This is a genomic window from Streptomyces ureilyticus (genome assembly GCF_011045025.1).
Classification (GTDB): domain Bacteria; phylum Actinomycetota; class Actinomycetes; order Streptomycetales; family Streptomycetaceae; genus Streptomyces; species Streptomyces ureilyticus.
In genome coordinates, this window is sequence record NZ_JAAKZX010000227.1 from 1 (window position 1) to 14,529 (window position 14,529).

Annotated in this window: 13 protein-coding genes and 1 pseudogene; 8 read left to right on the forward strand and 6 right to left on the reverse strand. The window is 71.2% G+C overall.

Annotated features, from left to right (window positions below; genetic code table 11):
• The 3 genes and pseudogenes from G6048_RS50430 to G6048_RS40515 form a co-directional block, all read right to left on the reverse strand.
• A pseudogene (locus G6048_RS50430) lies at positions 1-94 on the reverse strand (DNA-binding response regulator); the annotation flags it as partial.
• Between the two features lie 160 nt (positions 95-254).
• Entirely contained in the window at positions 255-500 is a 246-nt protein-coding gene (locus G6048_RS40510; protein WP_165344605.1) for a hypothetical protein, read from the reverse strand.
• A gap of 302 nt (positions 501-802) precedes the next feature.
• Entirely contained in the window at positions 803-1,096 is a 294-nt protein-coding gene (locus G6048_RS40515; RefSeq protein ID WP_165344606.1) for a hypothetical protein, read from the reverse strand.
• A gap of 425 nt (positions 1,097-1,521) precedes the next feature.
• Between G6048_RS40515 and G6048_RS40520 the strand changes: the two genes are divergently transcribed.
• The 8 genes from G6048_RS40520 to G6048_RS40555 all read left to right on the forward strand — a co-directional run bounded on the left by G6048_RS40520 (position 1,522) and on the right by G6048_RS40555 (position 11,197).
• Complete coding sequence (locus tag G6048_RS40520; protein ID WP_165344615.1) at positions 1,522-2,748, forward strand: glycosyltransferase; 1,227 nt, start codon at positions 1,522-1,524, stop codon at positions 2,746-2,748.
• Positions 2,745-4,340 (forward strand): sugar transferase, encoded by a 1,596-nt coding sequence (locus G6048_RS40525; protein ID WP_165344607.1) that lies wholly within the window; start codon positions 2,745-2,747, stop codon positions 4,338-4,340. The genes G6048_RS40520 and G6048_RS40525 overlap by 4 nt, the downstream gene beginning before the upstream one ends.
• A gap of 7 nt (positions 4,341-4,347) precedes the next feature.
• On the forward strand, positions 4,348-5,688 hold the full coding sequence (locus G6048_RS40530) for an O-antigen ligase family protein (RefSeq protein ID WP_165344608.1): 1,341 nt from the start codon (positions 4,348-4,350) through the stop codon (positions 5,686-5,688).
• Positions 5,685-7,403, forward strand: a complete 1,719-nt coding sequence (gene murJ, locus G6048_RS40535; protein ID WP_165344609.1) for a murein biosynthesis integral membrane protein MurJ — start codon at positions 5,685-5,687, stop codon at positions 7,401-7,403. The genes G6048_RS40530 and murJ overlap by 4 nt, the downstream gene beginning before the upstream one ends.
• Before the next feature lie 145 nt (positions 7,404-7,548).
• Positions 7,549-8,229 carry a polysaccharide deacetylase family protein gene (locus tag G6048_RS40540; RefSeq protein WP_235990952.1) on the forward strand — a complete coding sequence of 227 codons (681 nt, stop codon included), beginning with the start codon at positions 7,549-7,551 and terminating at the stop codon, positions 8,227-8,229.
• A gap of 18 nt (positions 8,230-8,247) precedes the next feature.
• Complete coding sequence (locus tag G6048_RS40545) at positions 8,248-9,405, forward strand: glycosyltransferase (RefSeq protein ID WP_165344616.1); 1,158 nt, start codon at positions 8,248-8,250, stop codon at positions 9,403-9,405.
• Positions 9,405-10,070 (forward strand): YveK family protein, encoded by a 666-nt coding sequence (locus G6048_RS40550; protein WP_165344611.1) that lies wholly within the window; start codon positions 9,405-9,407, stop codon positions 10,068-10,070. Before G6048_RS40545 ends, G6048_RS40550 begins: the two co-directional genes overlap by 1 nt.
• Positions 10,067-11,197 carry a GNAT family N-acetyltransferase gene (locus G6048_RS40555; RefSeq protein WP_328828411.1) on the forward strand — a complete coding sequence of 377 codons (1,131 nt, stop codon included), beginning with the start codon at positions 10,067-10,069 and terminating at the stop codon, positions 11,195-11,197. Before G6048_RS40550 ends, G6048_RS40555 begins: the two co-directional genes overlap by 4 nt.
• Here G6048_RS40555 and G6048_RS40560 read toward each other — a convergent pair.
• From G6048_RS40560 to G6048_RS40570, 3 genes are all read right to left on the reverse strand, one after another.
• Positions 11,187-12,503 (reverse strand): glycoside hydrolase family 26 protein, encoded by a 1,317-nt coding sequence (locus tag G6048_RS40560; protein WP_165344612.1) that lies wholly within the window; start codon positions 12,501-12,503, stop codon positions 11,187-11,189. The genes G6048_RS40555 and G6048_RS40560 overlap by 11 nt on opposite strands.
• A gap of 227 nt (positions 12,504-12,730) precedes the next feature.
• Positions 12,731-13,345, reverse strand: a complete 615-nt coding sequence (locus G6048_RS40565; protein ID WP_165344613.1) for a hypothetical protein — start codon at positions 13,343-13,345, stop codon at positions 12,731-12,733.
• Positions 13,346-13,979: 634 nt separating this feature from the next.
• Entirely contained in the window at positions 13,980-14,216 is a 237-nt protein-coding gene (locus G6048_RS40570) for a hypothetical protein (RefSeq protein WP_165344614.1), read from the reverse strand.
• Between the last annotated feature and the right edge of the window lie 313 nt (positions 14,217-14,529).

A 14,529-nucleotide genomic window follows, 5' to 3' on the forward strand; every position in this document is an offset into this window, starting at 1 on the left:
CGTGCCCGTAGCGGGTGAGCAGACCGATGAGCCCGTCCCTGAGCAGCACGCTGTCCTCGGCCAGGACTACACGCAGGGCTCGGTCAGCTGACAAGGGATCTCCACGCGCAACAAGGTCGGTCCGCCGAGCCCGGGGGCCGTCACAAGCACCCGATATGCAGATCCGAAAAGGAGCCCGAGCCGAAATCCGAGGAAGGCCGGAGACGAAGGAACGCCCGAACCGCTCAGCTCTGCTCTCGGTTCTGCACGGGTTATCAGCGCACCAGCCGGCCGTCACCCTCCACGACGTCCGTCGTCTTCTCGACGGCCTTGGGCACCAGGCCCTTCTCCGTGTCGAGCATCTTCTGACCGTCCAGCCCCGGCGCCTTGAGATCCTGAGCCAGCTTGCCCACCTTTCGGTCGAGGTCGGCGGACACGCCCCCCGCGGCGACAGCGGGAGTGGCGAAACCGGCCACGACAAGGGACCCGGCAACGATGGCGGCAGCCTTCAGAGACTTCATCGTGATCCTTTCTTCGGCAACCCGTAAGTCGCCAGCGGGAGTTGCTTCACCGAATCCAACGAGCTCCGGACGCCACGGAAACCCCGAACACCGAAATTTCCGGCCCGACGAAGAAAAGGTCACCCGAATGAAGGGCGCGTCTTATCCGCGTTTCTCATCCTCCTATGAACGCGACTGTAAAGGCGGGGCACATGAGCGCGACCGCAGCAACGGGCGCCGTATCGATCCGCGACAGGGCCACGGAGTCGGTACGGCGCCCGGGTCGAGCTGTGCCTGCTTCGCCTCAGGCACAACTCCCGTTCTCAGGAAGGCCGTTCCAGGGTCAGAGCGGGGATGAGGCCGCCCACGTCGCCCACGACGGCGAGGATGAGGGCCGTGACCTTATCCGTCACGGCCTTGAGCGCGACGACGAGGCCGGTGATGAAGGGGACGTGACGGCGGCCGTGGCGGCGGTGACCAGTTGGCGGGAGCCGACTGCGACTCGCGAGTGAGTTCCCGCGCCTCGTCGGCCGCCAGGCGGTAGGAGCTGCGACACCGATCAGAAACGTGGCGCAGAATGCGGAGGTCGCGATGCGCCGTGCCGAAGGAGCACGCATGCCGGTTCCTTTCGGAAGGGTGCGTGGGGTCTTGTGGCCACCCTTAAACCGGCTGCCGCACCCTGCAACCGAGCGGGCGTGCAGCGTGACCCCCCACCCCCTTGCAACCAGGCATCGTCGCTGGTGAGCAACCTGTCACCCTCTCCGAACGCCCCACCCCGTTCGGCGCAGCACTCCCGGCGACACCGGCCGTACGGCCGCCGACACGAGACGGGTGATTTAAGCGTTTCGTCACTCTTGACCGATATACGAGGAATTCCGGAGTAGAGTGACGCACCGTCAGCCGAATTTGACGTTCCTCGCGAAAGGGCAACGCCGGTCATGCGTCATGCCCGGGGTCTTTCCACTGCGACTCGCACGGGGGTCCGCCCGTTCCACGACCCGTCAGGGCGGAGCGGCCGCCCCTCGGGTCGACTCGCACGGTGATGGTCAGCCGGTCCGCCGGATCGTTGCGCGGCGCGACGCGGCGGGGGACTTCGCCACGCATCCTGCACATCACCCAGCCGGTGGACGGTGGCGTCGCCAACGTCGTCACCGAGCTGGTACGGGCGCAGCGTGCGGCCGGTTCCGACGTCACGGTCGCGTGCCCCGACAGCGGCCTCGCCCAGACGTTGCGGGAACTCGGCGCGGACGTACGGCGCTGGCCCGCCACCCGTGCGCCGGGATGGTCGCTTCCCGGTGAGGTACGCCGGCTGGCGCGCGTCATCGACGAGGTCCGGCCCGAAGTGCTGCACGCACACAGCGCCAAGGCCGGGCTCGCCGCCCGGCTGGCGGTCAGGGGGCGGATCCCGACGGTGTTCCAGCCGCACGCCTGGTCGTTCGAGGCGGTCGGCGGGCTCACGGCGGCGGCTGCCCTGGCGTGGGAGCGGTGGGCGGCACGGTGGGCCGCCCGTGTGGTGTGCGTCAGCGAGGCAGAACGCGCACGAGGTGTACGTGCCGGGGTGCGCGCCCACTGGCAAGTGATCCCCAACGGTGTCGACCCGCGGCGTTTCCACCCCGCCGCCGACAACGCCGTACAAGCCGACCCTGCCGTACAGGCCGCCTCCACTCCGCTCACCACCCTCGATCCGTCCGCCCCCCTGGTCGTCTGCGTAGGACGGCTGTGCAGACAGAAAGGGCAGGACGTGCTGCTCCAGGCGTGGCCCTCAGTCCTGCGGCAGGTCCCCGCGGCCCGGCTGGCCCTCGTCGGGGACGGACCGGACGAGGAACAACTGCGAGAACACGCGCCCGAAGGCGTGCTGTTCGCCGGTGCCGTCGCCGATGCCGTGCCCTGGTACCAGACCGCCGACCTGGTGGTGCTGCCCTCGCGCTGGGAGGGCATGGCGCTGGCACCGCTGGAGGCGATGGCGTGCGGTCGGCCCGTGGTGGTCACGGATGTGGCCGGGGCGCGCGAGAGCCTGCCGCCCGGTCACCGGGCGCACTGCCTGGTACCCCCCGGCCGGCCGGGCCCGCTGGCCGACGCGCTCGCACGTGCGTTGCTCGATCCGCTGCTGCGCGAGGCGCTCGGCCACCAAGGGCGCCGCCACGTACTGACCGCGCACGACGTGCGGCACTCCGCCGAGGCGGTCGCGGCCCTCTACCGCGAACTCCTCGACGCCGGGCGCACGGTGACCCAAGAACACATCGAGTGCAGGGAGTCGAACCCCTCGTGACCGTCGAACGCACCGTCTCTCCCCTCGCAGCCCAGCAACCGGAGCAGGGATCCCTGCCTGTCCCGGTCCCTCCTCCCCACAGGGTCCCCGGCGGCTCCGGGCTCCCCTCGAGGCAGCGGGCCATGGCCCGGCGCGCCTCGGCGCTGCCCCTGCTCGTCGTGGACGCGACGGCCGCGCTCACAGCCGCTCCGGCTCTCCCCCACCCCCTGCTGACCGCACCACTGCTGCTCGCCGTCCTCTGGCTGAACGCGCTGGCGGCGCTGTACCGCCCGTCCGCCGTGCCCGCCGTACTGGACGAACTCCCCGCCGTCTGCGCCCGGATCACGGTGAGCTGGTGTGCCCTCGCGGCGCTGGTCGCGGCGCTCTCCCCGGCCCACGCCCCGTCCGCCCGTACGCTGCTGACCGGCGTCGCCCTGCAGACGGCGGCGAGCTGCGCAGGCCGCGGCGTGGTGCACTGGCGCCGCCGCCGGACGCTGGTCCGCAATCCCGCCGCCGCCCTCGTCGTGGGCCCGGCCGCCACCGCCCAGTGCGTGGCCGCCGCCCTCCTGCGCCGCCCGGGCTGCGGCCTCAGACCGGTGGGCGTCCTCGCCGACGACCCGGCCGGCGATGCGGGGCTGCCGGTGCTCAGCACGGACGAGGAGGTGCAGCGGGCCGTCGTCCAGAACGGCGTACGGGCCGTGCTCCTCGTCGGCCCTGTCGGCGAACACAGCTCGCTGGTACGGGAGTTGGCCGAGGCGGGCTGCGTGCTGTGGGAGGTCGACGCGGAGGCACCGTCGTACGACCGGGCCGGGATCCCCGCGTACGAGGAAGCCGGTCACACGGCCTGCGACCCGCCGGAGACCGCGACGGGCGAGGACCACGCACCACACGACGGACCCGGCGGCACGGCACCCGCACGCACCGGCCGCCCGCCCTACGACCCGCCAGGAAGTAACCTCCACGGGGCCTGGCCCCACGCCCCCCGCGAGCGGATCGCCGGCTTCTCCTGCCGTCGCCTGGACACCGGCCGACGTCCCGCACGACCCGCCAAGCGCGCCCTCGACGTACTGGTCTCCGGGATGCTGCTTCTGCTCGCCGGCCCCGTACTGCTGGTCTGCGCGGCGGTACTGCGGGCCGGCGAGGGGCCGGGAGTCGTCTTCCGTCAGGAGCGCATCGGCCAGGACGGAACCCCCTTCACGCTGTTGAAGTTCCGCACCCATCGCCCGGCCGACGAGCACGAGGCCGCCACCCGCTGGAGCGTGGCGGGCGAGCAGGACATGAGCCGGTTCTGCCGCTTCCTGCGCCGTACCTCGCTCGACGAGCTGCCCCAGCTGTGGAACGTCTTCCGAGGCGACATGAGTCTGGTCGGGCCGCGCCCCGAACGCCCGTACTTCGTCGCCCACTTCAGCCGGACCCACCCCGGTTACGCCGCCCGCCACCGCATGCGCACCGGCATCACCGGGCTCGCCCAGATCCAGGGGCTGCGCGGCGACACCTCCATCGAGGACCGCGCCCGCTTCGACAACGCGTACATCGACGACTGGTCGCTGTGGCAGGACATCTGCATCCTGCTGCGCACGGCCGTCGCGCTGGTCCGCCCGACGGGGAGCTGACCCGCCGGTGAGCCACGCGTACGCCCTGCCCGCCGCGCGCCGCCTGACGCCCGTCCTGCCGGTGGTCGCGGTGATCGTCGTGCTCGCGCTGCCCTTCGCACCGGGCGTCGAGGGCGGCGCCAGCCCCGCCGACGCCGCCTCCGGTGTCGTCGTCCTGTGCTGCGCGATCCGTCTGCTGCGGCAGCGGCGGCGCCCCCTGTCCCGCACCGCCGCCGTGGTCCTGGGCCTGCCCGTGGCCGGGTTCGCGGTGGCAGCGGCGGGGGCCACGACGTCGGGCGCGGGACTCACCGGCTTCGCACGCTGGCTGCAGATCTTCGTGCTCGTCCCGGCCGCCGTCCTGCTGCTCGTCCGCGACCGGCGCGACGTCCGGCTGCTGGCCTGGTCGGTGGTGGCACTCGCGGTGTGGCAGGGGGCCGTGGGGGTGCACCAGTACGCGACCGGGACCGGCGCCTCGTACATGGGCCAGGAGATCCGGGCGGTCGGCACCTTCGGGCCGGGGGACATCATGGGGATGGCCACCGTGGTGGCCTTCGGGCTGGTGTGCGCGGTGGGCCTGGCGCTCGCACCAGGGTCCGTACGACAGCGCGTGTGGGCCGTGGTGTGCGCGTTGCTGCTCGTCGTGCCGCTGGCCGTGTCCTTCAGCCGGGGTGCGTGGATCGCGACGGCCGTCGCCTGCGGGGCGCAGCTGCTGCTCGCGGGCCGGCGGCGGGCGGTGGCGGCGGGTGCGGTCGTGGCCGCTCTCGCCGTGCTCCTCGTCGGCGGGTTCGGTGTCGGCTCCACGCTGTTGCAGGAGCGGGTCAGCAGCATCGGCCAGGTCGGCGACGCACCGGACCAGTCCGTCACCGACCGGTACACGATGTGGGCGGCGGCGGCCGACATGTGGCGTGAGCAGCCGCTCACGGGCGTCGGCCTCAAGGGCTTCCCCGAGCACCGCGACGGCCACGCCTCACTGGCGCTGTCGTCGGGCAGCGACATCGAGGGCGCGGGCACGGAGTACCGGAAGCAGCCGCTGCTGTCGCCGCACAACCTGTACCTGCTGGTGCTCAGCGAACAGGGACTGACCGGGCTGCTGACGCTGGCGGGGAGCTGGCTGGCGCTGCTGGTGCTGGGGCTGCGGAGACTGGTCCGCGCCCGCAGAGCGCGAGATGCCGGCGACGTACCGGCGGCGGAATCGTCCCTCGACTGCGGGCTCATCGCCTGTGGGCTGCTGATCTGGCAGCTGATCAACTTCGCGTACTCCGACATCGGCGGGCCTGTGGCCGTCATCACCGGCGTCTGCCTGGGGCTGACGGCGTGGTGGGCCCTGGGGGACTCCGGACGGATCTCCGAGGAGGCTGCTCCACGATGACCGTCCCCCCTGCGCAGGCCGGGAACGCCACGGTCACCGCGGCGGGCTCCGGCACGGACGCCCCGGAAGACCCCGGCGGCAGAACCACGTTCGTCCCGCACGGTTTCCTCGCCAGAGCCGCGTTCGTCACCGTCGTCCTCTCCCTGGCCGGTGCCCTGCTGGGACTCGGCCGGGACCAGGCGCTGGCGCATCTCTTCGGGGCCGGGAGCGAGACGGACGCCTTCCTGGTCGCCTGGACCGTGCCGGAGTTCGCGGCGACGCTGCTGATCGAGGACGGGCTGGCCTTCGCGCTCGTACCGGCGTTCAGCGCGGCCGTGGCCCGCCGCGCCCACGGCGGCACGGGCGACGCCGGCGACCCGGTGCGCGCCCTGGTCCGCGGCACGCTGCCCCGCCTGACGCTGGCGTTCACCGTGACGTCGGCGCTGATCATCTGGGGGGCGCCGTACCTGGTCGAGGTGCTGGCGCCAGGACTCCCGGACCCCCGGCTCGCGGTGGACTGCACCCGGCTGACCGGCACCTGCGTCCTGACCTTCGGCCTCGCCGGCTACTGCAGCGCGGCCCTGCGCGCGCACCGCCGGTTCGTCGCACCCGCGGCCATCTACGTCGCCTACAACACCGCCGTCATCACGGCGATGTTCGTCCTCGGCGGCCGCTGGGGCGTGCGCGCGGCGGCGATCGGCGTGGCGGTGGGCGGATTGCTGATGATCCTCACCCAACTGCCCTCCTTCCTAAGGAAGTTGGTCCGCCGACCGGCGGACCTCGGGGCAACCCCGACGGACGCACCGAACGCGACGGGCCCCGCGGCCCCCGAGGACCCGGCGGACCTCAAGGATCCGGCGGCAGACCGGCGCGCCGTGAACCTCGCCCTCTTCGGCACCGTCCTGCTCTTCGCCCTGTGCCGCCAGTCCCAGGTCCTCATCGAGCGCTTCCTGGCCGCCCCGCTCCCCGCCGGCACCATCTCGCACCTCAACTACGCCCAGAAGGTTGCCCAGTTGCCGATGGTGCTCGCCCTGATGCTGTGCACGGTCACCTTCCCCGTCGTCTCGCAGGCTCTGGCCGAGGGCGACACCGAGCGGGCCCGCGACCGCGTCGAGCGCGACCTGAGGGCGGTGTCGTACGTCGTGCTGCTCGGCACCGCCGCGGTCGTCGCCTGCGCCCCGCAGCTCATCCAACTCCTATTCCAGCGGGGCGCGTTCACCGCGCAGGACACCGCGGCCACCGCCGCCGTCATGCGCGTGTACGCCCTGGGGCTGCTCGGCCAGGCGCTGGTGGGCGCGCTCGTCCGCTCGTACTTCTCGGCAGGGCGGGCCACCTGGTACCCGGTAGCCGCCATGACCGCCGGTATCGCCGCCACGGCCGGTGCCGGCGCATGGGCGGTCGGCTCATGGGGCGTACTCGGCATCGCCGCGGCCAACGCGGCCGGCATCAGCCTCACCGCCCTGATCCTGCTGTACGGCATGGGAACGCGCGGCGTACCGATCCGCACCCGGCGGGTGCTGGCCGCGATGGGCCGGCCGTTGCGCGCCGCGGTGGTCGCCTGCGGGGTGGGCTGGTTCGGCGCGAGCCTCGTCGGCTCGTCCACCCTCGGACTCACGGCCGGCGGCACGGCCGTCACCGTCGTCTTCCTCGTGCTCGCCGGGATGCCGGGCGGGCAGGGCTTCACCCCCACCATCCGCACCCTCACCCGGAGGCTTCCCCATGCCCGTTTCCGCTGACCACGATCCGGCTGCCGCCCCTCAACCCACTGCCGCACGATCCGACATTCCCCGACCCGAGATGCCTCGATCCGACATGCCCCGACCCGATAGGCCCCGACCCAGCCGGTCCCGACGCAGACCCGGCCCGCCCCCGTGGGTGGCGATGTACCACTCCGTGGACGACTGCTCCCACGACCCGTACCGCGTCACCGTCTCGCCCCGCCGCCTCGACCAGCAGCTCGGCTGGCTGAGCCGCCGGGGCCTGCGTGGCGTCGGTGTGCGTGAGCTGCTCGCCGCGCGCGCCAGGGGGGAGGCCCAGAACCTGGTGGGGCTGACCTTCGACGACGGGTACGCCGACTTCGTCACGCACGCCCTGCCGCTGCTGCACCGCCACGCCTTCGGCGCCACCCTGTTCGTACTGCCGGGCAGGCTGGGCGGCGACAACGCCTGGGACCCGCACGGCCCGCGCAAGCCGCTGCTGTCGGCGGACGGCATCCGGCAGGCAGCCGCCGAGGGCATCGAGATCGGCTCGCACGGCCTCACGCACGTGGACCTGACCCGGGCCGACGACGCATTGCTCCGCGCCGAGGTGAACGACAGCAGAGCACTGCTCTCCGAAGTGACCGGCGCTCACATCCACGGCTTCTGCTACCCGTATGGCCGAGTCGACCGCCGCGCCGTCGACGCCGTACGCGAGGCGGGCTACAGCTATGCCTGCGCCACCGGCCCCGGCGACCTGAACAGCCTCTACGCCCTCCCCCGCGTCCACGTCGGCGAGCGCGACACAGCCTGGCGGCTGCACCTCAAGCGCCGGCTGTACCGCCACCCCGTCGACGGAGTGTGAGCCCCCGCGATGCCCGGCTTGAAGGCCCTGCACATCATCACCGGCCTGGGAGCAGGCGGCGCGGAACAACAACTCCGCCTGCTCCTGCGCCACTTGCCCGTCGACTGCGACGTCGTGACCCTCACCAACCCCGGCCAGGTCGCCGAAGGCCTGACGGCGGACGGCGTCCGGGTCGTCCACCTCGGCATGTCCGGCAACCGGGACCTGTCCGCCCTGCCCCGACTGGCCCGCCTGATCCGCTACGGCGGCTACGACCTCGTACACACCCACCTCTACCGGGCCTGCGTGTACGGCAGGATCGCCGCCCGTCTGGCGGGCGTACGGGCCGTGGTGGCCACCGAACACTCCCTCGGCGGCACGCAGTTGGAGGGCCGCGCCCTGAGCGCCGGAATGCGCGCGCTCTACCTGGCCAGCGAGCGGCTGGGCCGGGCCACGATCGCGGTCTCCCCCACAGTGGCCGACCGGCTCCGCGGCTGGGGCGTGCCCGAGCCGCGCATCGAGGTCGTGCCCAACGGCATCGACGTGGCCCGCTTCCGCTTCGACCCGGACCGCCGCGAACGCACCCGCCGCCGACTCGGGCTGCCGAAGGACGTGTACGTCGTCGGCGGCATCGGCCGACTGACCGCGGGCAAGCGGTTCGTCGTCCTGATCGACGCCCTCGCTCAACTCCCCCTCGACTACATGCTGTTGCTGGTCGGCAGCGGCCCCGAGGAGAGTGTGCTGCGGCGTGCCGCCCAACGGGCCGGGGTGACCGGACGGGTGCTGTTCACGGGCGAGCAGCCGTACGAGCCCGACGGCATCCGCGCCCTGGATCTGCCCTCGCTGACCTCGGCGATGGACGTACTCGCCTCGCCGAGCATGGAGGAGACCTTCGGCCTGGCCGTCGTGGAGGGCCTGGCAGCGGGGCTGCCGGTCCTGTACGCCTGCTGCCCGGCTGTCGAGGACTTCCCGCCGCGCCTCGCCGCCGGGGCCCGCCGGGTGCGCGGCGGCGCGGACGCGTTCGCCCGTGCCCTGGCCGCGACCCGAGCCCGGACCGGGGACGGCCGCTCGCGCCCGATGGACCGCCGGGCTCCCGCCGCCGCCCGCCACTACTGCATCACACGCACCGCCGCACAACTCATGGACGTGTACACGGCTGCCGTCTCGTCCCCGTCACCCCTGGGAGTGATCCCCTGATGACCGTCAAGACCGAATCCCCGACCACCCCGCCTCGCCGACTGCGAGGGACCCTGAGGCGCCTGCGAGCCCTTCCGCCCTGGTCCCTGCTCGCGGCAGGCACCCTCACCGGCGCCCTGGCCGGCGGCACGTACGGCGCCCTCACGCCGCCCGCCTACTCGGCCTCGGCCTACGTCGTCGCCGTACCGACCACGAAATCGGACCCTCAGGCGGCGCTCGGCTTCGCCCAGGCGTACGGCCGGGTCGCCACCCAACTCGCGGTACTCGGCGACGCCCAGGTGTGGGCGGGCGTGCCGGTGCGGACGCTGCGCGAGAGCGTACGGTCGGCGACCTCGCCGGACGCGCCGATGGTCGCCGTGACGGCCACCTCCGCACGCCCCGACCTCGCCGCCGACATGGCCAACGCGGTCACCGGCGCGATGACCCGGCACGCCACTCACACCAAGAACGCCACGCACGTCGAACTCCGGCAGTTCTCCCGGGCCATCAAGCCCACCGAGCCGTCCTCGGCGTCCCCGGCACTGACCGGCCTGGTGGGGGCGAGCGCCGGCGGCCTGCTGGGCGGCCTCGCACTACTGGCCCGCCCACGGCACACGCCCGACGACGCGCGCTCGGCCGTCGTACCCGGTCCGTCCACCGCCGCCGACTCACACGGCCAGCTGTGAGCAGGGTGACGGCGCAGGCCGGCGAGGGCACCCTGCGAGCCGAACTGTGCACCGACGAGCAAGAGTTCACCGCACTGGGCCAAGCCTGGGAGCGGCTGTACCGCAGGTGCGGCACGGCGACCCCCTTCCAGAGCCACGCCTGGCTGCACTCGTGGTGGACGTCGTACGGCACCCCGGGCCGAGGCCGACTACGGCTGGTACTGGTACGCGACGGCGACGGCGAACTACGGGCCGCCGCACCGCTGATGCGCACCGGCGGCCCGCTCCCCCGACTGGTCCCGCTCGGCGGAGCGATCTCCGACTACGGAGACGTACTGCTCGACGACGAACACGCCGACCGCGCCGCGGACGCACTCACCCGAACACTCTGGACGGCCGCCCGCACCGCACTGATCGACATCCGCGAGGTCCGGCCGGGCGGCGCCGCGGGGCAGGTGTACGCACGCTGGCCCGGCCCTCGGCGACAGATGGCCGACTCGGTGTGCCTGGAGCTGCCCGCCCACCCGATGGACGAGCTGCTCACCCGGATGCCGTCCGGCCGGGCCCGACGCATCCAGACCAAGATCCGCAAGCTCGGCGAACTCGGCGTAGAACACCGCTTCGTCCGCCCCGACGAGGTGGACTCGGCCCTGCGCACCATGCTGGACCTGCACCGCCTCCAATGGCAGAACCGCAAAGTGACCGCCGAACACCTCAGACCCCGCTTCCACGAGCACCTGGCCCGCTCGCTCGGCCCACTGGTCCGATCCGGGGACGCCGTGGTGACCGAGTTCCGGGCCGGCACCGACGTACTCGCCGTCGACGTGACCCTGCTGACACCGCGACTGGCGGGCAACTACCTGTACGGCGCCCACCCGCGGCTACGGGAGTGGAAGGCAGACATCGCCACCATGCTGCTTCACGCCAGCGCCGATCACGTGTCCCGCGACGGCCGCCAGGTACTGAGCCTGCTGCGCGGAGCCGAGCCGTACAAGTTCCGCTGGCGCCCGGACACCGTGGTCAACCAGCGACTGCTGCTGGCCCGGCGGCGCACCGCCCCGCTCCTGTCGGCGGTCGCCTGCGAGGCCTCCGCGCGCAACCGGGCCAGGGAACTCGTACGCAGGAGGAAGGGAGCGGTCACCAATTGAACGGCCACCAGTCGTCCGGCCACCAGCTGTCCGGCCGCCAGTCGTCCGGCCACCAGCTGTCCGGCCACCAGTCATCCGGCCACAAGTCGTCAGGCCACAAGTCGTCAGGGATGCAGGGCTCCCCGCCGATCCAGTACTCGACCCAGTCGCCCAGGTCCAGTGATGAGCAATCCGGCGTCGGCTGGGGCTCCGGAGTGGGCTCAGGCACAGGCGTTGGCAACGGCATCGGCGGCACGGGCTCTGTACGTCCGTAAAGCACGTCCCGGTACACCTGCGCCGCCCGTGGATTCTGCCCGCACTGCCACACGCCGTGCGGGCAGTAGTCGGTGAGCGTGTTGTACACCGGCTTGTGCTCGTCCATCCAGGCGAGCATGTGCCGCATGTACTCCGCGTTGTCACCGTTGCGGAACAGCCCCCACTCCGGATACGAGATGGGCTTCCCATGCTCCTTGGCGAAGTCCACATGATCCTGCAGCCCGTACGGCTCCGTGACCTGCTCGTCGAACGACATCCCCCGCGGCTGGTCGTAACTGTCCATTCCGATGATGTCGACCGTGTCGTCCCCCGGATAGCACTTGGTCCAGGGAACGGCATCGCGCCCGCGACTGGGCGCGAAGTCGAACCGGAACGCCTGGCCGGGCACCGATCGCATGGCGGCGACGATCCGGTTCCAGTACGCCTTCCAGGCTTCCGGATCCGGCCCGCACCGATGGGTGTACGTGATGCCGTTCATCTCCCACCCCAGCACAAGGATGGTGTCCGGCACTTTCAACCGGACCAGCCGCTCGGCCAGCCGCCGGTAATGCGCATCGAACTCCCCGGCCGCGCCCCGACGCAGCAGGTGACGCACCTCGGCGTCGGAAACCCCCTCCTCGTTGCGCTCCATCATCGGCACATTGAGGACAAAGATCCGCTCGTCCCTCCCCCGCCGCCAGTCCGCCCAGTCATCGAGAAAGCCGGGGGCGCCCTCGATGTTGCTCCAGAGGTCCCCGGGCAGATACGTACGCCCCACCCGCAGGTCAGCCCCACCCAGCCACCGACTGAACCAGTCCGTCCGGACCACACCACGCCAGCTGTAGTCGAGGTAGGCGCCGAAGGCGGGAAAGGGGGCGGGGGTTGCACCGGTGCCCCTCGGCGCCCGGGTTTCCACTGGCCCCGGCGCCGCTACCGGTCCCCGCGTCTTGGCGTCCTCATCCACCCCGCTGCCCCCACGGTGTCCAGGCCCCGCCAACAGGGCAGCTCCCGCAACAACGCCGACCACCGCACATACGGGCCATCGTCTGAGGCGCCGATACCGTACGGCCATGGCTGCTCCCGTCTCGGATGATCAACGGCGGTGTAACGACTGCACCGCCATCTACTTTTCCGGATCATTCCTGACATCCAGTCATATGTAGTGCGATACCGCGAGCGAATCCGCCTGCCTGGCCACCCCCGGCCACCCGCCCGGGTGAGCTCTGGCCAGAAACGAGTCCGGGGGCCGGACGAGTCTCCGTCCGGCCCCCGAGGGAACCGCTCCCGCGTGGATCCTCGTTACCGCAGCGAAGCAGCCCGACCACGCCGGTACAGAATGGCGCCACTCACCAGCAGCGCGACGGCACCCGAGGCAAGGAGCACCTGCTCCCCACCACCGGTCTCAGCGAGCGAGGGCGGCTGCGCCGGGGACTCGGCGGCCGGAGGCTCGCCGACCGTCGGGGGCTCACTGGCCAGGGGGGCCGTTCGCGGCGACATGGGCGACGTCCTCGCCGGCGGAATGGTGGTGGGCGGTGACGTCGACGGCTCCGTGGGCGGCGTGTACGAGTCGCCGCCACCGCCGCTTCCGTCGTCTCCGTAGCCGACGTCGTCGTCGCCGTAGCCGCTGCCATCGCCGCGAAGGCTGTAACTGACGTCGTAATCGAACCCACTGCCATAGGCGTGGTCGCCGTACTCGACGAACGTGTCGACCTCGGCACTCACACCGACGGAATTGCCGTCGACGTCCGGGTCAACGCCCGCCGAAACCTCAACGTCGCCACCCGACAGGGCACCGGACGACGCCCCGGAGCCTTCCTCGGAACGCGAGTGCGCGAACGCCTGGCTGCCGTACAGGGACAGAATGCTCGTCGCGGCGGCCGCCACGGCCATTCCCCTGCTCAGGTTCTGTCGCAATCTGGTCGTCTTCCTGCTCGAATAAGTGGGAGAAGCCAGCGTGGAAACCGAAGCAACAGGTCCAAGCCCGGCTTGTGCCTCAGCCGTTCGGCTGGTCTCCCGACAGCGGCACGGAGGGGACGAAAGCCCTGACTCTCTTGTCAGCCCCTCCCCCTCTTCCTGCGACTACGCCGGGGGGCAACTTCACGCCTGCCATAGTTTCGCCTCGACTGGATCTTCTGACTGGTCAGATGATGCGACCCAGTGAAGTGCCAGTACCGGCACCCGGGACACTGATAGATCCGGTCTGGGATCTTCTCGATCAGCGGCTGCCTGACGAGCCAGGCACGGGCCTGGTCTTCGGTACGGAACGACGCCTTACCTGTTTCCGGGCAACGCGGCAGGATGATCGTGTCACTCATGCCCCCTCCGATGTGCGCTACTTTGTGCGATCACCTGCGGCATGACGCCTTTTCAGTTGATCAACTCAAGGAAAGAGAAAGCGCCTCTCCCTCGGCGGGATGAGAATGCCATCCCATCCGCCCGTCAGGGAAAGACGCTTTCAGGTCGGGCCACGACCCCCCAAGGGAATCGAGAAGGGATGCCTCTGACCGCCGAACTGAAATCGAGCGATCACACCCCGGCTCCAGAGGGATCAGCCCAGCAGCGAGACATCAATCGAGGCCGCGGCCGTGGCGGCGTTCTCGTTGCTGTTGGTGTTGGTATTGGCGCTCTCGTTGCTGTTGACGATGGTGATGGAGGGCTCGTCGCCGCCCTTGTAGCCGCCCTTGGAGTAGCCGCCTTCGGAGGCGCTGGCAGCCGCAGCGGAACCAGCAAGGAGGGCCACCGCCACGAGGGTCGAAGCAGCACCGCGCTTCATGGTCTTGCGCATTTGGTATCTCCGTTCTGTTTCTTCCCCGTCGGAAGAACACAATCGATGTTGCCTCGACACGGACGGCCACACAACTCGAAATGGGACTAGAGCCCGGGATTTCATCCACATGGCTGCATTACAGGTGATATGGATTACGAATGCCCGGGCCACATCGGGTCGATCATCCGATGGAGTAACGACACGCGAGTCGAGAGCAGTTGAACCACCCTCATCTCGAGACACACGCACCGCTTTCGACCAAGAGGACTGACAGCCCGCCGTTCGACACTGGCACTGCGGCCCCATACCGCAATAGCCGCCGTCCACCCAG